This window comes from Nioella sp. (genome assembly GCF_965215655.1).
Classification (GTDB): Bacteria; Pseudomonadota; Alphaproteobacteria; order Rhodobacterales; family Rhodobacteraceae; genus Nioella.
On the sequence record NZ_OZ244111.1, the window covers coordinates 2,360,421 to 2,380,991 of the forward strand.

Genomic DNA, 20,571 nt, shown 5'->3' on the forward strand with positions numbered 1-20,571 from the left:
TCCCGTCACGGAAAAGCCGCAACAGGGCCAAGCCATGGCCGCGGGCTCAAAGCAGAGCAGGTCATTGGACAAAGCCCCGCCGGGCAATGATCGAGATCATGTTTGGCAGGTTCACGGACTGGCGGCGTTTGGCGACCAGATACGATCCCTGTCTGACGATCGTCCTCTCTGCCATTGCTCTCGCAGCAACCGTCATTCACTGGTGATAAGACCTGAGCCTAGCTGATCTGGCCTGCGAGGCTGGTTCCTCCACAGACGAAGAGCACCTGCCCGGTGACGAAACTCGACCTGTTATCCAGAAAGAACAGGGCCGCGTTCGCAATATCCTCTGCGGTGCCGATCCGGCGCACGGGGATGCCCCCTGCGATTTTCTTCTGCTGCTCGCCATCCTTGGGTACGATGGCCCAGAAGTTTTCGGTCAGCACCGGGCCGGGGGCGATGACGTTGACGGTGATGCCCTTCGGCGCAAGCTCCAGCGCCCAGGTCCGCGCCAGCCCGTTGATCCCCGCCTTGGTCGCGGAATAGGCAGACCGGGTGGGCATGCCCTGCATAGACCGTGAACTGACGAAGACGATCCGCCCGGAGCCGCGTTCGACCATTCCCGGCAACGCCGCCTGGGTAAGGGCCATGGGGGCGGCGAGATGCAGTTGCGCCAGCTTGAGCACGTCGGCAGGATCGGCATCTTCCAGCAGATTGGGCAGGATCAGGCCGGCGTTATGCACTATGGCGTCGATCTGGTGGGCGGCGCAGATCCGGGCCGCCACATCCGCCGTTTCCGCCGCGTCGGTCAGGTCGGCGGTGTAGCCGAACAGGTCATCATGCCTGTCGTCGGGCATCTCCAGCCCAAGCGACACGACCGCCTCTCCCTCGGCCAGCAACGCCCGTCCGATAGCCGCGCCAATGCCGGAATTGCCACCGGTGATCAGTGTTGTGCGCTTGCTCATGCCGGTGTCCTTTCTACCAGTGCAATGACCCGGAGCGGGCTGCCGGACCCGCCCTCGATCTTGAGCGGACAGGCGACGATCACCGCGCCGAAGGTGGGCAGCTTGTCGAGGTTTGTCAGGCATTGCAGCCCGTAGCGCCCGTTGCCATGCAGGATCGAATGCGCCGGAAGCGGCGGGTTGAAGTGAAAGGCTTGGCCCGCATCGGTCCCCACGGTTTCCACCGCCAGACCGACGCAGTCCCGCTCATGCACCAGAAACTCCATCGCGCAGCCATCGGGGCCGGGCGAATGAGCGCCATCCTCTTTCAGGTTCAGATAGTCAGGCGTGCCGACGCGCTTGTACCAGTCGGTGCGCAGCGCGATCCAATGGCGCTTCGGGATTTCTCCGTGCCGTGCCTCCCAGTCTTCAAGGAAGGCGCGGGTTAGTACGAAATCGGCATCCACCGCGGCCTCTTTCGATATGTCGATCACCACGGCGGGGGCCACGAAATCCTGCGCGGGAACCGCATCGACGGTGTTGGAGGGCAAGTCTTTCCCCGTCACCCAATGCGCCGGGGCGTCGAAATGGGTACCGGTATGTTCATTCATCGAGATATTGTTCCAGTACCAGGCCGGGCCATTGTCGTCGTAGCGAGACACCTTTTCCATCCGGAACGGGGCGCATTGGCCGAACTCGGCGGGCAGTACGATGACAGGGAAATCGGGGCTGAGCGTGTTGGTCAGGTCGACGCATTCCACGGTGCGGCTCGCAAGCGCCTCGGCCAGCAAGGTCAGGGGTGAGCGGGTCATCGGTTTTCCTCCCTAATGGACAGAAGCGGGTTGGCCTGCCAGCGGGCAAAGAGATCCTTCGCGACATCTCCGGCGCAGGTGATTTCCTGCCCCTCGGTCAGGGCGTGAACGACCGCGCGGGCCAGTTGGACAGGCGCGACTTTCGGTTGCGGCAGGTCCTGGTGCCAGTCGTCATCGACGGGCCCTGTCAGGACTGAAAGCACACGGATGCCGGTCTGCTGCATCTCGCCGCGCAGGCCGCACAATAGCGACAGACGCGCGGCAGCGCTGGCGGCGGCACCGGCATAGCCGGATTGTCCGCTGAGGCCCGACACGGATACGATGTCCAGAAATGCCGCGGCTGAATTCACCCCGTCATCGGATCGTGCGCTCATGGCCGGGGCGAAGCCCTGCGCCAGCCGCACCAGCCCAACGGCACCGAGATCAAACGCAGCTTGCAGATTCGAAAGCTTGGCCCCGAAGGCCACGCCGCCCGGGCGCACGAACCCGGCGGTGTTGACCACGATATCCACGCGCCCGCCCAGTTGCGCGGCAAGCTCCTGCACGCTGCCGCTGTCGGTCAGGTTCAGGGAAACCGGCTCGATGCCCTCCTGTGCCTCAATCTCCGCCTTGCCGGGATAGCGCATCATGGGGTCGGCATCGCCAAGAAACACCGTCTGCGCCCCGGCCTTGAGAAGCGCACGCGCGATGTCCTGCCCGATGGCGGTTCGCCCGTCCGTGACCAGAATCCGCCGGTGTTTCGGATCGGCCGTGAAACAGCGTAGCTGGGGATCGTCCTGCATGTTCGGGGTCTCCTCCTGCGGCATGGCGAACAAGGCGGGGTTGCCGCCCCGATCCAGCCGGAGTGTCATGCGAACCCGGTCGCCCTGTTGCACATCGCCATGAAGATGCACGATGGCGACCGGTCCCGCGTCCAGGCGAACGGTTCCGATCCGCCAGGGCATGTGGTTGCGATAGAAATTGTCGGTGGAGTGGCGGATCGTGGTAACGGCCTCAATGCGCGCGCCGCAGTCCTGATCCGCCCAGGTCAGCGTTCCCCAGCACGAAGGGCAGCGGTCGCGTGGCGGGTACGTGACGGACCGGCACCGGTCACAGCTTTGCAGAACGAAAAGCCCCTGCGCGGCATAGGTCGCCATCTCGGTCGCTGCGCGGCTGCGCAGACCGGGGGGCACAAGACCGAGCCTGCTGCGCTTCAGCGGGTCCTTGCGTTTGGGTGTGGGAAGCGGCTCGGTCATCTCAGGGCCTGCCTTTCCAGCACCGCAGCCCCGGTGCAGACGCCACGGTCGTAATTCACCAGCCCGAAACCGGACACCAGGGCGCGGGCCGCGTCGGGCACCTGGTCGCCAAGCGGGCATCGCAGGATCTGCCGCAATCCCTCGGTCAGGTTCTGAAACCCGCCAGCGGCCCCGGCCTGCCCGGCAGAAAGCTGCCCGCCATTGGTGTTGAGCGGCAGGGAGCCCGGTATGGTGAAGTCATTGGCGGCGATGAAATCCGGCAAGTCCGGTTTCTCGCAGAACCCGAGATCGGCAAGCTGCATGGCGACGATCACCGGGTAATCGTCATAGACCTGCACACAATGCATATCCTTGGGCCCGCAGCCCGCGCGCTGCCACAGGGCCTCACGATCACACTCCCACCCGCCACGAAATTGCACACTGTCCTCTGCAAAGGCGTTGTGGCGTTCGATCGTGGCAAGAACCCGTGCCGACGAAAGCCCCAGCTCTTCGGCCTTTTCGGGGGTCGTGACCAGAAACGCCTCCGCCCCTGCGCAGGGCATCACGCAATCGAACAGATGGACCGGGTCTGAAATGGGCCCGGCGCTCATGTATTGGTCCAGTGTGAGCGGCTTTTTCATCAGCGCCAGCGGGTTGGACAGGGCATTGTGCCGCTGCGCCACGCAGAGCTTGCCGAAGGTTTCGCGGGTCACGCCGAACTGGCGCATGAAATTGTCGGTGATCAGCGCGAAGGTCGCGTTCGGGCCGCCGAACCCGTAGGGATAGGTTGCGTCCTGGGAAAACCGCGAAAACCCGGCCAGCGTCTGACGATAGCTGTCGATCTGGTTGGTATCGGCCGCCACGCAGGCCACCACCTCGGCGTCACCACATTGCACGGCCCGCGCCGCGCGCCTGAGCGCCATGACCCCGCTGGCGCCGCCTGTCGGGATATGGTCCATCCAGCGCGGGCTGAGGCCGAGATGCTGGACCATGCCCACGACCGTATCGGGTGCGGCGGAGAAGCTGGCAAAGCAGAAGCCGTCGATATCAGCAGGCCCAAGACCCGTCGCCTGCGCCAGCGACTGAAGGGCCGCTCCGGCCCACCAATGGGCGCTCTCGGGCGAGAAGCGGACATAGGGCACCGTCACCGGCGCACAGACCGCAACGCCCTCATATGGGGATTGCAGCCCCATCAGCGTTGCCGTTTCTTCAGGTGGCGGGTGTCGATGAAACCGCCCTGTGCGATGGTCTCTTCCAAGAGCCCTTTCAGCTTTCCACGCAGGATTTTCTGGGTGGCCGTCAGGGGCAGGTCTTCCACGAAGGCGATCCAGCCCGGTACCTTGTAATAGGCCATCTGGTCCAGCGCCCAGGTGGCAATCTGATGCGCTTTCTGCGGGCTGCCGCCGCCGTTTTCGAGGATCAGGAAGACCGCGACCTCATCACCGCGCAGCTCATCGGGATGGGCTGCCGCTGCCGAAATTCGGATATCCTCGTGCCGGTTAAGGATGCCTTCGACCTCCACGGCGGCGATGTTTTCGCCCGACCGACGGATGACGTTCTTCTTGCGGTCAACGAAGTGAAGCGATCCGTCTTCGTCCTGAAAGACAACATCACCGGTGTTCAGCCACCCGCCTTTCCAAAGCTCTGCGGTGGCTTCGGGGTTCTTCAGGTATCCGGCACAAAACCCGTAGCGAGGATTGGCGCCCGCCCGGCGAACCAGCAGCTCTCCGGGCATTCCGGTAGCGGCATCCTGCCCGGCATCGTCCACGACCCGAACCTCAACATCGGCACAGGGCCGCCCGAAGCAGGAGGTGCCCACCTTGCGCGGCTCCTCATGGGCGCTGATGACGCCGCCGCTGCCGGTCTCGGTGCAGGCCCAGGCCTCGATCAGCGGAAATCCGTAACGGGCTTCGAACTCGGCATGTAGTTTGGGGTCGACCCCCGCGCCAAAGCCGAACCGGACAGTGTGGTCCCGATCGGCTGGCGATGGCTCCGCCCCCATCAGCATCGGCGGCATGACCCCCAGGTAATGCACGACCGTCGCCCGCGACTTGCGCACCGAGTCCCACCAGCTGCGCGGATGGAACCGGTCCAGCAGCGTCAGGCAGCCGCCGGTGGTGATCATCGCCATGACAGAGACCGCCATGGCGTTCATGTGGAAAAGCGGCAAGGGGGTCAGCATACGTTCCGCATCGCGGCGCAGGCTGATATGGCCGCCTGTTTCGGCGTACCAGTCACCCGAATGCAGGAAGTATTCATTGGTCAGGATGCAGCCCTTGGGCCGCCCCGTCGTTCCCGACGTGTAAAGCAGGGCGCACTCGGTCCCGGCCCCCAACTCTTCTGCAGCGGATGCCGGGACTGGGGCCTTGGGAATGAAGTCATCGGGCGTGATTACCCGCGCAGGCGACCCCGCATTGGTCACCGCATCCGACATTTCCGCCACCCGGTCCGGCAGGACGATAGCCAGCACCATTTCGGAATGTTCTGCCAGGTATTCCAGTTCCGCCAGCCGCAGATCGGGATTGATCGGAACAACCGATGCACCAAGGCTGTTCAGGGCGAGCCAGATTTCGATGAACACGGGCCGGTTCTGCAAGAGCAGCCCCACCCGGTGCCCATGGCCGACCCTGGCAGCAGCAAAACGATCTTCCCAGTCGGCAACGCGCCGGGCCATTTCAGCATAGGAGATGTCGCCTGCGGGAATGCCATAGATCGCTGCGGTTTCTTCCAGCACATGCAGGAAAGGCGCGTCCCCGCGCCGGTTCGCGGTTTCAGCGAAGCGGCCACATACGGTGCTCATTCTGACAGGCCCCTCAAATGAACAGCTGAAGATTGCCGAAGGGCGCGTCGAAATTGATCAGGTCAACGCGTTTGAGCATGATCTTCAGTACGCCTTCGACCTCCACCAGCTCATGACTGACCCAACCCGAGTAGCGTTCCAGGTTGTCGCCACGGGTTTCGGTGTAGATGAAGGAGGTGCGCAGCCTGTAGATGCCATCCTCCTGCCCAAGCGACACCACGCGGGGGCGCTGCATCAGGTGATGACAGCGGCTTTTCGGTTTCTGGCTGAAGGTGCGTTCGCCCGACAGCCGTTCCACCCGGACCGTCAGCAAAAGCTGGTCTTCATACATAAGCGAGGGTTGCAAAACCGGGTCTTGCTGCTGCCATTCCAGTGGCATCCAGTAGCGCCCATCCTCATGGAACAGCGCCAGCCAGTCCTCCCACCGCATCTCGTCCAGCGTGGCGGCCTCGTCATAGACGAAATCAATCAGTTGCTCGGGGGGCATGCGCCGGCCTCCACTTTCCGGTCCATGCCCTGAACCATGAATTTCCGCCACGCATAGAAGGTGTTGCGCATCTGCCGTTCCGAGGTGCCGTTGACGACCGCGGTCACATCCTCCGGTTCCCCGTCCTCGTAGAGCCTGCGCAGGTTGATCCATTCGTTGGCGTCCGACAGCAGGCCTTCCTGCGCGCGTTCGTACATTTCCAGATCGTCATGCCCGACGATGGATGTGGGCGCATTGATGAAGCGGTTATACATCAGCGCGCGCTCGTAGATTTTGTCGGGCGCCCCCACCAGCCTGAAGGCCCAGCTTTCCACCAGGGTCTTGTCGACCGCTATCGGGATGAAATTGCGCAGGATGCCGACCGGCCCCTTCACCATCACGTTCGGGAAGTAGAGCGTGTTGTGGCGGATATCGCCGAGAATTTCGCGGGCGCGGGTTTCGCCGTAAGCCTCGACCATCATCTCAAGATAGCCGTCAACATCGTCATAATCCTGATGGATCGACCCCGATACGCCGGAATGCCCGTGCCCGTTCGGCCAGACGCGGATACCCGCACCTTCGTAGAACTCGTAGGGGCTCATGAAGGGCGCATAAAGCTGCACCGCCATGGGCGTTTCGGCAAAGCGGTGTTTCTCGCGTTCCCACACGCTGACGGCCGTTCCCGCGCTGCTTTCATGGGCCACCATCGGGTGGCAAGTGTCGGTCTGGTTGTCGACCAGCATCTTCCAGTTGCAGGTATGCATGTAGCGGATCGGTGCGGCGATGATCTCGACCTCGCCCTGTGGTGAGCGATCCACCATGTTGTCGATCGTCGAGAGGGAGTCTCCGAAATACGCCTCGAAGCTCAGCCCGGTCTCCGACAGGCGGGCAAAGATGAAGCCGCGATAGATCTGCACATTCTCGACCCGAGGCAGCCCCTTCGACGCCTTATCAGTGTCGAACCCGGTGCCCTCGTAGCCCTTCTTCAGCGGGATCGCCAAAAGCGAGCCGTCGGTCTTGAAGCTCCACGCGTGATAGGGGCAGCGGAAGAACTTGCCGGTGTTGCCGCAGGGTTCAGAGGCGATCTTGACCCCCTTGTGCGGGCAACGGTTGTGCAGCACGTGGATGGTGCCGTTCTTGTGCCGCGACACCAGAATGGGCTGATGGCCGATCTTGCTGGTGATGTAGTCGCCGGGGTTCTTCAGTTGGCTTTCGTGCCCGACATAGACCCAAGAATTCGGGAAAAGCTGTTCCATCTCAAGATCGAAGATTTCGCGGTCGACATAGACATCACGGTGTACGGCATGCCCCTGAACCAGGTTTTCAACGGCTCTCGGGTTTCCACGGTATCGGTCCATGTTGGTCTCCTTTGGCTGTTGGTTAAAGGTCGAGGACGAGTTTCGGGGTCTTGGACCGCGACACGCAGATCTGCATGACGGTATTCGAGGCTTTCTCGGCATCGGTCAGGATGACGTCCCGGTGGTCTGGAATGCCGTCGATCACATCGCACTGACAAATCCCGCAATCGCCGCGCTGGCAGTCGTAAAGCGGGTCGAGCCCGGCCTCTTCCAGCGCCTCGATAATGCTTTTGTCGGCGGGCACGTGGATTATCTGGCCGGTATCGCTGATTTCGACGTCGAAGGCGGTGTTCTCGCTCTCGTCCGCATCGGTGGTGAACAACTCGTAGTGAATGCGAGCCTGCTCCCATCCCAGGGCTGAGGCGCAGGTTTTCACGGCCTCTGTCATGCCAGCGGGCCCGCAGAAATAGACGTGCGACCCGGTTGGGGCAGCTCTCAGGATCGCCCTAATATCCATGGCACTGGGCTGGTCGTCATAGTGCAAATGCAGGGCATCCTTGCAGATGGCAGCCATTTCGGGAACGAAGGCCAGCGCGCCCTCGGTCCGCCCCGCAAAATGCACTTCGAAGGGCCGTCCCGCCGCAGCCAGATCCGCGGCCATGGACAGGATCGGGGTGATCCCGATACCGCCCGCGATCAGCACCGCATGTTCGGCGTGATCACCAAGCGCGAACTGGTTGGCGGGCGGCGAGATCTTGATCGTGTCGCCGGGTTTCAGCGCATGCATGAATTTGGAGCCGCCGGTGCTTTTCTGTTCCAGTAGCACGCCCAGTGCCACCTGATCAGGGGCCAGATCGGGAAGGCGCAGTAGCGAATAGGCGCGGCTGCCACCACCAGTCAGCTGCACCCGCAGATGCGCCCCGGCCTGCCAGTCACCAAATCCATCCCCCTGCGGTGTCAGCAGAATCCGTTTGATGGCGGGCGTCTCTGACGAAACAGCAGCAACTTCAGCGTGAACAATCGACATCGGACTTCCAGTAGAATCATATTTAATGCGTTTGCATAATTTTATATATAAAATGTATGAAGTCAATCAAGTCGAGAAAACCCGAACACGTGCGCACCCCATTTGATGCAGGATGTTCCAGTCGGACCAGAAAAGAGACCCCACCCCACACCCCCTCCTCGCAGCCAGATTATCAGCAAGGGAGTCTGTCAGACCGGGTCAGCAAGGTCGAAGTTGAATCGCCGGCAAGAAACATGGACCGTGGCGGCCGAAGGGCGTGTGTCAGTCTTTGCTGCGCGACAGGATCCGCGCGATCTTCTGCCGCCCGGCCTCAACCTCTTCCTCGTCCCAATACCCGATGATCACCCCCGCCACGAGATCGGGGTCGCTTTCCCGTAGAACCGGATCCATGGCCCTGTAGGCCTCGTCGCTTTTGGTGATGCGCTGGCGGGTGTCGCGGTGCCATTTGTCCAGTGCAGACCAGAGCCGCATACGCACGTCTTCCTGCGCAGGATCGTCGCCCAGATCAATCAGCTCATCGGGATCGGTCTCCAGATCGAACAGGATTGGCCGCATTCCCTGCACTTCGATCATCTTGAACCGCCCGTCAAACACCATGGTCGCGCGGCACTCCTGCACGTCGCGTCCCAGTTTCAGCCGGGCTGGCAGGTTGGAATAGTCGAGCTCTGAAAAGACATGGGTTCGCGTCCAGTCCGCAGTGCTGTCGCGCAGCAGCGGCATCAGGGATCGTCCTTCCAGGATATGCATGGCAGGGGTGCCGCCCGTGTAGTCCACGAATGTCGGCGCCAGGTCGATCATCTCGACCAACCGATCTGACACCGTTCCGCGCGTCGCATCCGCTTCGCTTGACGGATCGACCACGATCAGGGGCACCTTCGCCGCCTGCTGGTAGAACATGTATTTTTCGCCCATCCAGTGATCGCCCAGATAGTCCCCATGATCCGAGGTGAACACGATCATGGTGTTGTCCGTCAGCCCGCGTTCGTCCATGAAGGCGAAGAGCTGGCCAAGCTGGTCGTCGATCTGTTTGATCAGCCCCATATAGGCCGGGATCACCTTTTCACGGACCTCGTCGCGGGAGAAATTCCTTGAATAGACCTCTTCGGTGATCGCCTTGAACAGGGGATGGGCGTTTTCCAGCTCTTGAGTGCTTCGCACGGCAGGCTTCACATCCTCGGGGCCGTACATGTCATGATAGGGCGCGGGAACGATATAGGGCCAGTGTGGCTTGATATAGGACAGGTGCGCGCACCACGGTCGCCCGTCCGCTTCCGCTGCCTCCATGAAAGCCATGGCGCGGCGGGTCATATAGGCAGTCTCTGAATGTTCTTCAGGAACGCGGGCGGGCTTGTCCGCATGGGTCAGCAGCCAGCCGCTCTGGTTGGTTCCGTCCGCCCCTTCAGCCGAGTTCGCCCAGAATTCCCACGGGTTTTCCGCCTGAAACCCGGCATGGCGCAGATAGGCGTTATAGGCCGGTTCCTTTTTGCGATAGCCCGTTGGGTGAACCCCGTCATCGCGGTCGAACGCCTCGAACCCACCTTCGGCAACGCGCGCCCCGATCTCGGATGCGGGGTCGATCCCGAGCCGCTTCATCCCCTCCAGGTCGGGCCGCATATGGGTCTTGCCGATCAGGACGCAGCGGGTTCCAGTCTCAGCCAGATGATCGCCAAGCGTCGGCTCCCCTACCCTGAGCGGAACGGCGTTTTGCGTTGACCCATGAGACCGCATGTAGCGCCCGGTATAGGCCGACATCCGGGACGGGCCGCAGACGGTCGCCTGCACATAGGCATTGTCGAACCGCACGCCGCGTGCGGCGAGACGGTCGATATTGGGTGTGTGCAGCCGGTCATGACCATAACAGCTGAGGTAATCAAACCTCAGCTGGTCGCACATGATCCAGAGAATGTTTCGCTGTGTCGTCATTGGCCCGGCTCATGGCGAGGAATATGCCACCGGGAAGCACACCCGGTGGCATCAAGCTTAGTTGCCCTCGACCAGCGCGTCGATAACGGCAAGCGTCTGGATGTCGCTTTGGATCTGGGCCGCGGCCTCCTCGGCTGGCATCCAGTAGATGAGTGCCCCGGTGTTTTCCGCCAGTTCCAGCGCTGCGTCAGAGCTCATCGCACTGATGGCCACGGCCTCGATCATGTCGCGGATCTCGGCCGGGGTATCGCGGTGAACGAACAGCCCGTTCCAGGTCGACAGGTCGAGTTCCGGTGCCAGTTCGCCCATGGTCGGCACGTCCGGCATGATCGAGATCCGGTCATTCGTTGCCGTGGCAAGAATGTTCAGATCATCGAGACACGGGAAGATCAGCTGTGCCGTGGTCGAGATGACATCCGCGTCGCCAGATGCAAGCGTATTGCAGTCCAGCGCATCGAAGCCGGCTTCGGAGGAGAATTCGAACCCAAGGTGCCGTGACATCGCAATCATATGGCGACGCGGAATGCTGCGCTCTCCGAAATGTCCGAAGAGAACGTCGTTGTCCTGAGCATACTCGGCCAGCTCTTCCATGGTGGAATAGGGCGCATCGCCATTGGCCGCGACGACGAACGGATATGTCAGGAAGATCCCGATCGGCTCAAACGGATCGGGGGTGAGATCGGGGATGCCGATGGTCGGCCCGACAACGGGAACGCCGATCACGAAAGACCCGATCGTGTAGCCGTCAGCCGGGGCGTTGGCCACCGAGATCGCGCCGGGGAAGGGCCCGCCGCCGCCGCCGGGGCGGTTGATGACCGCCGCGGGAACGCCGTAGGTCGACTGGAACTCGTCGGCGATGATCCGCGTCAGCAGGTCTTCCAGATCGCCAGGCGGGAACGGAACGACAAACTCGACGGGCCGTTCGGGGTAATCCGCGACTGCTACGGTTCCCAGCATACTCGTTCCGAGTGCAAGTGCAGTCAGTAGTTTTTTCATCATGGTTTCCTCTCTGCCGGTGGTGTGGCGTGCAGATTCTGCGAGCTTTGCCATCCACTTTCTGTTCGTAGCTCAGGCATAGCATTTTTTATTTTATATGTAAACCGTTTCATTTGCATACATACTCATCTCTGCACTCAGAACCCTTCAGGAGCGACCGGCGCCTCCCCTTCCCGGCCCTTCAGTTCGCCGTCTGCCGCGCGCTGTACCCGCTGCCGGTGTTCCAGCAGGACGGCCCGGTAATGGTTGCCCACCACGAACAGGAGCAGCAGGATCAGCACCACCGAGATCGGCCGGTTGAACCAGTCCAGCGGCTCGTTGATTCGGGCGATCGCGCTGCGCAGTTTCACTTCCATGATCGCGCCCAGAACGACCCCAAGGACGATGGGAACAATGGGCAGGTTCAGCCGTTTCAGGATCAGACCGAAGACACCGAACCCGGCGGCCAATGCGCAGTCCACAGCAGAGTTTCGCAGGGAATAGACCCCCACGAAGCTGAGAACGAGGATCATCATCCCAAGGAAACGCGTCGGGATCTGCGTGATCTTCAGCAGCAGGTTGGTCGATGACAGCAGGAAGACAATCACGATCACGTTCAGCAGCAGCATCGCCATGTACAGCGCCATCACGAAGTCCAGCTCGTTCTGGAACAGCTGCGGCCCCGGAATGACGTTGTGCACGTAGAACACCGACAGCATCATCGCCGTCAGGGCCTCCCCTGGGACACCAAGCGCCAAAAGCGGGATCATGGCAGCGGCGGGCACTGCGTTATTGGCACATTCCGAGGCGACAAGCCCCTCGGGCGAGCCGTCACCGAAGGCTTCCGGATCTTTCGAGGTTTTCTGCGCATATGTGTAGCTCAGGAACTGCGCGGTAAACTCACCCACGCCGGGAATGGTCCCCATCATCACCCCGAGACTGGAGGCAACGCCGGCGACGCGCTTCAGCCCCAGAAGCTCGACAAAGCCCCCCCACAGGCTGCCCTCAACTCGGGCCGATTCCGGTTTGCGTTCCTTGTCCAACAGCAACAGCAGCGCCTGGGAAATCGCAAACAGGCCAAGCACGATCACGATCAGGTTGATCCCACTGGTCAGCCAGCCCTGCCCGAAGGTGAAACGATGCGTGTACCTTGCCGGTTCCAGCCCGATCGTGCTCAGGAATATCCCGAGAAACGCCATCATGCCCGCCGCCATGATCTGACCGCGATGCGCGAGGATCACAAGGATGATGCCCAGAAGCGCCGCCAGGAAAATCTCGCGGCTGCCGAAGTTGGGTGCGACCCATGCCAGCACCGGCGCAAAGAGGATCAGACAGATGATCGCGAAGACACCGCCGAAGAAACTGGCGGAATAGGCAAGGGACAGTGCCCGATGCGCCTGCCCCCGCTTGGTCATGGGGTAGCCGTCATATGTGGTCAGCGCATTGACCGGCGTGCCGGGTGTATTGAGCAGGATCGCCGGGATCGAGCCGCCATACATCGCGCTGCCGTAAATACCCAGAAGGACAGTGAGTCCGACAATCGGTTCAAAGGCAAAGGTTGCGGGAAGAAGGATGGCAATGGCCACCGCGGCCCCCACACCGGGGATCGCGCCGATGATCACGCCCCCGACCGATCCGATCAGCAGGGCCACCAACACCTGCCAGGACATCAGGATTTGAATTCCACCTAGGATAGCTTCCATTGTTCAGGCCCTCACAGATAAACCATGGCAAATGTACGAATGCTGTCGGGCAGGTACTGATAGATCTGCCCGGGCGGGATTCTCACCTGCAACCCGGTGCGGAAGACCAGCACGACCGAAAGCCCGAAGAGCACGGCCATCCCGATTGCCATCGGGCTCCGATATCCAAGTCGCACCGTCAGGAAGACAGAGAAGACGATGGTCGACAGCAGATAGCCGACAATCGGAACGCTCCAGACATAGATCAGGAAGTAGATCGCGTATTCGGCCGAGCGCAGCCAGAAGATGCCCTCTTTGAGGCGCCCGGGGATGCGCGGCGACACCATGGACCCGATCAGGTGTAGACCCGCGAAAAAGCTCATCCCGATCACGGCCACGGTAGGCCAGAAAGCGGGTTGGGCGACGGTAGCCGTGTTGTCCAGCCACTGCGCCTGACTGCGCAGGTTGGCCAGCAGAAACAGGCAGAATCCTAGGAACAGAACAGCGAAGACCAGATCGCCGGGTCTGCGGTCCCTTTTGAAAAGCTCCTGAAAGGTCTTTAGTCTTGTCATGGTCCTTCTCCTCCCTGTTGGAGATCCAGGCGGTCCGGTCAGGCGTAAGTCCCTGACAGCAATTGGCCGCAATTCTTGACTTCGGCCCGCAGCCCCAGTGACTTCAGCATCTGGTGGGTCGTTGCGACGGAGGCGGACAGCACGGGGATGCCGCATTCGTCTTCGACCTTCTGAATGGCTGCGAGAGATGGCATCTGCACACAGGCCGACAGAACCAGTGCGTCGATGTTCTTGCGATTCACGCGCTTGTAGATGTCCAGTAGGTTCAGCGGATCCTGTGCTGCAACCTCAAGGTTGTCGGGGATCTCCAGCGCGATGCTGTCGGTCACCTCGACGCCTTCGGCCTCGATATAGTCGGCCACCATATTGGTCAGCGGGCGCATATAGGGGGTGATGATCGAGATACGTTTTGCCCCCATAAGGTGCAGCCCGTCCACAAGCGCGCCGGCAGAGGAAACCACAGGCGCGGGATGGCCATTGTCCACCGTCACCTGGTGCAGCCGCGCCTGGCTTTCGCGGTGATAGCCCTTGCCCATCGACATGATGGCGACAAGACAGGCATAGCCCATCACATCGACGGCGCCGTCCGACAGCTCCAGCGCGCAGCGGTCGCTGTCGCAATCCATCGCCTTCAGCTCTTCCGCGGTGACCTTCTTCATCCGCATACGGCTGGAATGGAACGAGAAGCGCTCGGGAAACTGCGCCTCCCGCGCGCGCAGCATGGCAGGAATTTCGCGTTCCATCGTCAGGTTCGATGACGGAACGATCTGTCCGATCCGAATGGTCTTGTGCATGTTGTCCAGAGAAACGCCCATCTCAGCCCCCGATCTTCACGACCGGGTTGCGCAGAACCCCGATGCCCTCGACCCCGCATTCGATGATGTCGCCCGGCCACATCCATTCCTGCGGATCGCGGCCCGCGCCGACGCCCGCAGGGGTTCCGGTGGCGATGATGTCGCCCGGTTCCAGCGTGATGCCAGAGGAGATGTCGGCAATCAGGGTCGGGATATCGAAGAGCAGATGGCGCGTGTTCGAGCGCTGCTTTTCCTCGCCGTTCTTGGTCAGCCACAGGTCCAGATTGTGGGGGTCTTCCACCTCGTCCGCGGTCACGATGGCCGGGCCGAACGGGCAGAACGTGTCCTGACCTTTCGAGAAAATCCACTGCCCCGCTCGGCGATTGTCGCGGGCCGAGATATCGTTGATGACGGAATAGCCAAAGACATGGCTCATCGCGCCCTCCTTGGCGATCCTGGTGGCGCGCTTGCCGATGATGACTGCCAGTTCGACCTCCCAGTCGAGTTGCTGGGTCATCGCGGCGTTGTGCTGGATGCCCTCGCCGGTGGCGATCACACTGGTGGGCGGTTTGGAAAACACCACAGGCTCTTTCGGCAAGTCCTTGGACGTATCCAGCGACTTCGCGGATTCCGCCACATGTTCCACGTAGTTCAGACCGATCCCGAAGATGTTCTTGCGCGGGCGCGGAATGGGGGCGAGCAACCGCACATTTTCCTGCGGCACGGCCAAACCGGCCGGACGCGCGTCGGCGGTGGCGGCAAGCGCGCGCCGGACCGCCTGAAGCGCATCGGGGCCAAGATCGATCAGATCCAGCATCGTGGTGGGCAGCGCCTCTCCCACTGCATCGCCAAGCAGTTCCACATCCACGATCTGGCCGTTTTCCACGACGCCAAGCCGGCCTTCAGCGGCCGCACCGTCCCGATAGGTTACAAGTCTCATTCATCCGTTCCTTGTGTTCAGTCCGCGACGATCTGATGGCCGTCATTGTCCACGAGCGCCTGTTCGGCCCAGAAGCCGAGCTTCTCCATCACCGGGAAGTCGTTGAACGAGAACAGGCAGGCATCATCGCGCTCCTGGGTGTTGCAGTGTTCGTGCCAGGTCCAGGGCGGGACGCAGAAGATATCGTGCTCGGACCAGTCGAAGCGTTTGCCGCCGATGATCGAGTAGCCCTGCCCCTTGGCCACGTGGTAGATCACGTTGCCGGTATGGCGATGCGCCTTGGTATGCTGCGACGGGCGCAGCATCTGCATGCTGGCCCCCATGGTCAGCATCGGGTGGCCGCCGGTCTGGGGGTTGGTGTAGCGCATGATCAGCCCGTCATAGGGCGAACCATCGCTGACCTTCGCGTAGCGCAGCAGCGCCTCATAGGTCGGTTCCCAGGAATATTTCAGCAGCGGCGAATAGGGTTTGTCCCATTTGTCGGTCTGCGGCAGCAGGCCGGGCCCGCCATAGGTTGCGGGGCTTCCATTCCACGGCAGGTCCGTGGTCTGGTAGTCATCCGCGTGAACCTCGTAGAAATTCGCCTCAAGGCAATTGGTCAGCGGGATGTCCAGACCATCCTGCCAGATGCAGGTGGTGCCGTCCTCGCGGATACCGTGTTCATGCCAGGTGCCGTTCGGGGTCAGCACGAAATCATTCGCGCCAAGTTCCACCTTGTGGCCATCGACGATGGTATAGGCGCCCGACCCTTCCATGATGAACCGCAGCGCCGAGGCCGCGTGGCGATGCGCCGGGGCCCGCTCACCCGCTTTCATGGTCTGGATGCCGGAAAACAGCCAGCCACAGGCGGCGCTGACATCTTTGCGCTGAGGATTGCGCAGGTAGACAACGCGCCTCCCCGCATCCTCTGGCCGGACCAGATCAATGGCGCGCAACACCTCGCGCCGCAGATCTGACCATTTCCAGCGGACGGGGGCCGATTTCGGCGTCGGCTCCCACGGTTCGATGTCGTTCGCGACGGTCCAGAGCGCACCGGTCTCGATCTGCGCCAGGTCTTCGTAATAGGCCTCAAGCTCGGGCGTGTCGCGCACGCGGGCGCGGCCAAGGATATCGTCTTCGGGCCTGATCTCGGTCTGTGCCATGGGGAGCCTCCTTCGGATTATTCGGTGTCCGGGGCAGTGATCTCTGCCGCCTCGTCGGATTGCTGGGGAACGGCGGCGGTCTGCCCCGAAAGCGTGACCGGGGCCTGGGGCCGCTGGTTCACCGCCAGATTGAAGATGTCGAACCGGTTGTAGTGGCCGGTGATGTCATGCATCTGCTTGGGCTGGATGCAGCGGCCCAGGTCGATTTCGGCATAGACGATGCCCTCGTCATCGATCAGCCCCGGCACCACTTCGCGCCCGTCGGGTCCGATGACCCCGGAATAGGCGCTGGATTTGCGTTGCAGCAGTGCGCGGGCATCGGGGCGGATCTCTTCCATTGCCGCGATGATCTCTTCCGACACGGTCGAGGTGGCGGTCACCGTAAAGACCTTGCCCTCAAAACTGTGCGACATGCTGCGCAGCTTGATGGCTTCGGCCATGTCGTAATCCTTTGGCGCGACGGGCAGCGAGATATAGCTGGCCGTGTGCACCAACTCGCCCTGTGCCAGCAGACTGAACCGGGCCAGCGTGTTGGTGTTCTCGCCGCAGGCCAGCCCCCCAAGCGGGCCAATCGCGGTGTCATAGACCTTAAGGCTCGATCCGTCCCCGCCCGCCCATGTCAGTTTCTCGGCCCAGGTCGGCACCAGCTTGCGGTGCTTGCCGATGATGCCGCCATCCGGCCCGATGAAGAGAAGCGTGTTGTAGAGCGCGCCCAGAGATACCGGGCTGCGTTCGTTCAGACCGATCACCACATGGCAACCATGGGCCTTGGCAGCGTCGCGGATCACGCCGATTTCCGGGCCATCCGCAAAGACCGATGCACGCACCAGTTTTTCAAACCATGCCCCGCCGGTGACCGGGTCGGTGATCCAGTTCCAATAGGGGTAGCCGGGAATGAACACCTCGGGGAACACGACCAGCGATGCCCCGTTCGCAGCCGCCTCGGCAATCAGGCCGGCGGCTTTCTCGGCGGTCCTGGGCGCATCCAGAAAGACCGGGCTTGCCTGCACAGCGGCGGCGGTGAATTTCGGAAAGTCCTTGCCAGGCAACATCGCTATTTCTCCTGTTCGTACCGGCGCAATGCCTTGATCAGCCCATCGACGATCTTGTCGGTTTCATCCTCAGAGAGTGTCAGGGGCGGCGAGATGATGATGACCGGACCGGCGGGGCGCACGATCACGCCCTCGTCACGGGCGAAGGTCGCCACCATTTCCCCCTGCCCCTTTCCGGGGTCGATGGGTTCGCGCGTGTGCTTGTCGACCACCAGATCAAGCCCGACCATCAGCCCCTTGCCGCGCACTTCGCCCACCAGCGAGGACCAGTTCGGCACGTCGCGCAGCCCGTCCAGCAGCCGCTTGCCCATCCGGGCGGCATTGCCGGGCAGGTCTTCGTCCTCGACGATCTTCAGCGTGGCGTTGGCAGCGGCGCATCCCAGCGCGTGGCCGGTGGCCGTGTAGCCGTGCATGATGAAGCCCATCGGATCGATGCCCTTCTGCCAGGCTGCATAGATCCGCTTGTTGATCACAGTCGCGCCGAGCGGGATGTAGCCCGCCGTGATACCCTTGGCGAAACACATGATGTCGGGTTTCACGCCCCAACCACGAGCACCGAACATCGCGCCGGTGCGCCCGAAACCGGTCACCACCTCGTCCGAGATCAGTAGAATGCGATATGTGTCGAGCAGTGTTCGCAGACGTGGCCAGAAGCTTGCGGGAGGAACAATAACGCCCCCGGCCCCCTGCACCGGCTCGGCAATGAAGACAGCGATCGTATGCGCGCCCTGATGCCGGATCAGCCGGTCGATTTGCGTGATGATTGCCTCGGTCAGCTCTTCGGGATCTTCGGAATAGGGATTGCGATAGGTCCAGGGGCTGTCCACCTGATAGCAACCGGGCAACAGCGGGCCATAGGCAGACCGGTAGAGGCTGGACCCGTTGACCGAGGTGCCCCCGAACTGAATGCCGTGATAGCCCTGCTTGAGCGAGATGAAGCCGGTCCGTTCCGGCTCTCCCTCCAGCTTCCAATACTGGCGGCTGAGCTTGAGCGCGGTTTCAACCGCGTCTGACCCGTTGGCAGAGAACAGGACCTTGCTCATGTCCTCCTCTGCCGTCATCTCGATGACCTTGGCCGACAGCTCGATGGACGGGGGCGTCGCGGTTCCTGCGAAGCTGGAATAGTAGCTGATCTCCTCCATCTGGGCAGAAATCGCCGCTTTCACCTCGGGCCGGTTATGTCCGACATTGACGTTCCACAGCCCGCCGACACCATCGACATAGGTGTTGCCGTCGATATCGGTGACGTAAGACCCCTCGCCCTTCACGATGATCCGCGGCGGGCGCTGTTCGATGATCAGGGGATGCACCATCGGGTGCAGCTGGTGACGCCCGTTATGTTCGCGCAGGAAATTGTCATTGCGCTTCGGGTTCTCGTGTTTCGTGCTCATTGTTCTTACCTCACCGCCACACAGACGGATTTCGTTTCGAGATACGCATCCAGCGCAGCCCGCCCGTGTTCGCGGCCAATGCCGGATTGCTTGTATCCACCGAACGGCATGTTCGCGTCGGGCAGGTTGTGGGCATTCACCCAGACCGTGCCCGCCTGAATCTGCGGCACGTAGCGGTGCATCGTGTTCAGGTTCGTCGTCCAGATCGACGCGCCAAGCCCGTAGCGCGTGTCATTGGCCATGCGGATCGCGTCGTCGGGATCATCGAAAGGCGTGATCGTGAAGACCGGGCCGAAAACTTCGTCCTGCATGATCTTCATGTCCTGCCGGACATCGGTGAAGATCTGCGGCGTCACGAAGAAACCATCGCCCTGATAGGCATCGCTGCTCAGCAACGGGGTTGCGCCCTGGTCCAGACCGCTGGCGACACAGGCGTTCACATGGGCCTGATGCTTGGCCGAGACCATGGGGTTGATGGCATTCGCCGGGTCAAGCCCCGATCCGATTGCCATGCCGCCCACGGTCCGCGCCATGACCTCGCACACCTGATCGTAGATCCCCTTTTGGGCATAGATACGGGTCCCCGCACAGCAGGTCTGGCCAGAGTTGAACAGCACCCCGACACCGGCGGCCATAGCCAGTTGATCCATGTCCATATCGTCGAACATGATCATCGGGGCCTTACCGCCCAGTTCCAGCGTGACCCGCTTCATGTCCTGCATGGCCTGAATGCCGATGATCTTGCCCACCTCGGTCGAACCGGTGAAGGTCAGCTTGTTCACGCCGGGATGCGAGGTTAGCGCTGCGCCTGCCTCTGCCCCGGTGCCGGTCACGACATTGACGACGCCCGGCGGCAGCCCCGCCTCAAGACACAGCTCACCCAGCCTCAGCGACGTGAGCGGCGTCTCCTCGGCAGGTTTCAGAACCACCGTGTTTCCGCAGGCCAGCGCCGGGGCAATCTTCCAGATCGCCATGTTCAGCGGGAAGTTCCACGGCGTGATTGCCCCCACGACGCCCACCGGTTCCTTGCGCGTATAGGCCTGGTATTTTGCGCCGGGCGGCACCGCGATGGATACGTCGATGGTCGAGCCTTCGATCTTGGTGGCCCATCCCGCCATGTAGCGCAGGTAGTTGGAGGAATTGCCCACCTCGACCAGCCGCGACAGCATCACCGATTTGCCGTTGTTCAGAGTTTCCAGCTGCGCCAGTTCTTCGCCATTGGCCTCGATCAGGTCCGCCAACCGGAGCATGATGCGCTGACGCTCCACCGGGCGCATCCGACCCCAATCGCCGCCAAGGGCCTCGCGTGCGCGCTTTACGGCCAGGTCGATTTCATGGGCGCCGCCGCAAGGGACTTCAGCGAGTTTCTTGCCGGTCGCCGGGTTGAAAACATCGAGCGTCCTACCATCCGCCGCACCGACCTTTTCTGCCCCGATAACCAGTCGCGGCGGCGAATCAAGATAATCCGAAACCGCCGGGAGAATCTCCGAGACCAGACTATCGGGTCGGGCTACATGCATGTTTTTCAACCTCTTTTCACTTCGCTTCCGCTTCAGGCAACCA

Annotated in this window: 18 protein-coding genes; all 18 read right to left on the reverse strand. The window is 62.0% G+C overall.

Annotated features, from left to right (window positions below):
- Positions 1-218: 218 nt before the first annotated feature.
- Positions 219-944 (reverse strand): SDR family NAD(P)-dependent oxidoreductase, encoded by a 726-nt coding sequence (locus ACOOEX_RS11815; RefSeq protein ID WP_420395019.1) that lies wholly within the window; start codon positions 942-944, stop codon positions 219-221.
- Complete coding sequence (locus tag ACOOEX_RS11820; protein ID WP_420395020.1) at positions 941-1,732, reverse strand: cyclase family protein; 792 nt, start codon at positions 1,730-1,732, stop codon at positions 941-943. Before ACOOEX_RS11820 ends, ACOOEX_RS11815 begins: the two co-directional genes overlap by 4 nt.
- Positions 1,729-2,967 (reverse strand): SDR family NAD(P)-dependent oxidoreductase, encoded by a 1,239-nt coding sequence (locus tag ACOOEX_RS11825; RefSeq protein WP_420395021.1) that lies wholly within the window; start codon positions 2,965-2,967, stop codon positions 1,729-1,731. Before ACOOEX_RS11825 ends, ACOOEX_RS11820 begins: the two co-directional genes overlap by 4 nt.
- Positions 2,964-4,139 carry a thiolase family protein gene (locus ACOOEX_RS11830; RefSeq protein WP_420395022.1) on the reverse strand — a complete coding sequence of 392 codons (1,176 nt, stop codon included), beginning with the start codon at positions 4,137-4,139 and terminating at the stop codon, positions 2,964-2,966. The genes ACOOEX_RS11825 and ACOOEX_RS11830 overlap by 4 nt, the downstream gene beginning before the upstream one ends.
- Positions 4,139-5,746, reverse strand: coding sequence for an AMP-binding protein (locus ACOOEX_RS11835; RefSeq protein ID WP_420395023.1), 1,608 nt, complete (start codon positions 5,744-5,746; stop codon positions 4,139-4,141). The genes ACOOEX_RS11830 and ACOOEX_RS11835 overlap by 1 nt, the downstream gene beginning before the upstream one ends.
- A 13-nt stretch (positions 5,747-5,759) precedes the next feature.
- The gene (locus ACOOEX_RS11840) at positions 5,760-6,233 is read right to left on the reverse strand and encodes an aromatic-ring-hydroxylating dioxygenase subunit beta (RefSeq protein WP_420395024.1); all 474 of its coding nucleotides are present in this window, start codon (positions 6,231-6,233) and stop codon (positions 5,760-5,762) included.
- Positions 6,215-7,570, reverse strand: coding sequence for a Rieske 2Fe-2S domain-containing protein (locus ACOOEX_RS11845; protein ID WP_420395025.1), 1,356 nt, complete (start codon positions 7,568-7,570; stop codon positions 6,215-6,217). The genes ACOOEX_RS11840 and ACOOEX_RS11845 overlap by 19 nt, the downstream gene beginning before the upstream one ends.
- Before the next feature lie 22 nt (positions 7,571-7,592).
- Positions 7,593-8,537, reverse strand: a complete 945-nt coding sequence (locus tag ACOOEX_RS11850) for a PDR/VanB family oxidoreductase (protein ID WP_420395026.1) — start codon at positions 8,535-8,537, stop codon at positions 7,593-7,595.
- Between the two features lie 261 nt (positions 8,538-8,798).
- On the reverse strand, positions 8,799-10,460 hold the full coding sequence (locus ACOOEX_RS11855; protein WP_420395027.1) for a sulfatase-like hydrolase/transferase: 1,662 nt from the start codon (positions 10,458-10,460) through the stop codon (positions 8,799-8,801).
- Positions 10,461-10,517: 57 nt separating this feature from the next.
- A complete protein-coding gene (locus tag ACOOEX_RS11860) occupies positions 10,518-11,456 on the reverse strand; it encodes a tripartite tricarboxylate transporter substrate binding protein (RefSeq protein WP_420398367.1) in 939 nt (312 codons plus the stop codon).
- Between the two features lie 137 nt (positions 11,457-11,593).
- Positions 11,594-13,138 (reverse strand): tripartite tricarboxylate transporter permease, encoded by a 1,545-nt coding sequence (locus ACOOEX_RS11865; protein WP_420395028.1) that lies wholly within the window; start codon positions 13,136-13,138, stop codon positions 11,594-11,596.
- Between the two features lie 11 nt (positions 13,139-13,149).
- Complete coding sequence (locus tag ACOOEX_RS11870) at positions 13,150-13,689, reverse strand: tripartite tricarboxylate transporter TctB family protein (RefSeq protein WP_420395029.1); 540 nt, start codon at positions 13,687-13,689, stop codon at positions 13,150-13,152.
- 38 nt (positions 13,690-13,727) lie between these two features.
- Positions 13,728-14,504 (reverse strand): maleate cis-trans isomerase family protein, encoded by a 777-nt coding sequence (locus ACOOEX_RS11875; protein WP_420395030.1) that lies wholly within the window; start codon positions 14,502-14,504, stop codon positions 13,728-13,730.
- Position 14,505: 1 nt separating this feature from the next.
- The gene (locus tag ACOOEX_RS11880; protein ID WP_420395031.1) at positions 14,506-15,423 is read right to left on the reverse strand and encodes a fumarylacetoacetate hydrolase family protein; all 918 of its coding nucleotides are present in this window, start codon (positions 15,421-15,423) and stop codon (positions 14,506-14,508) included.
- 17 nt (positions 15,424-15,440) lie between these two features.
- A complete protein-coding gene (locus ACOOEX_RS11885; protein WP_420395032.1) occupies positions 15,441-16,565 on the reverse strand; it encodes a cupin domain-containing protein in 1,125 nt (374 codons plus the stop codon).
- Between the two features lie 17 nt (positions 16,566-16,582).
- Complete coding sequence (locus tag ACOOEX_RS11890) at positions 16,583-17,617, reverse strand: carbon-nitrogen hydrolase family protein (protein ID WP_420395033.1); 1,035 nt, start codon at positions 17,615-17,617, stop codon at positions 16,583-16,585.
- A gap of 2 nt (positions 17,618-17,619) precedes the next feature.
- Positions 17,620-19,008: an aspartate aminotransferase family protein gene (locus ACOOEX_RS11895; RefSeq protein WP_420395034.1), complete on the reverse strand. Its 1,389-nt coding sequence runs from the start codon at positions 19,006-19,008 to the stop codon at positions 17,620-17,622.
- 5 nt (positions 19,009-19,013) lie between these two features.
- Positions 19,014-20,528 carry an aldehyde dehydrogenase family protein gene (locus ACOOEX_RS11900; RefSeq protein WP_420395035.1) on the reverse strand — a complete coding sequence of 505 codons (1,515 nt, stop codon included), beginning with the start codon at positions 20,526-20,528 and terminating at the stop codon, positions 19,014-19,016.
- Between the last annotated feature and the right edge of the window lie 43 nt (positions 20,529-20,571).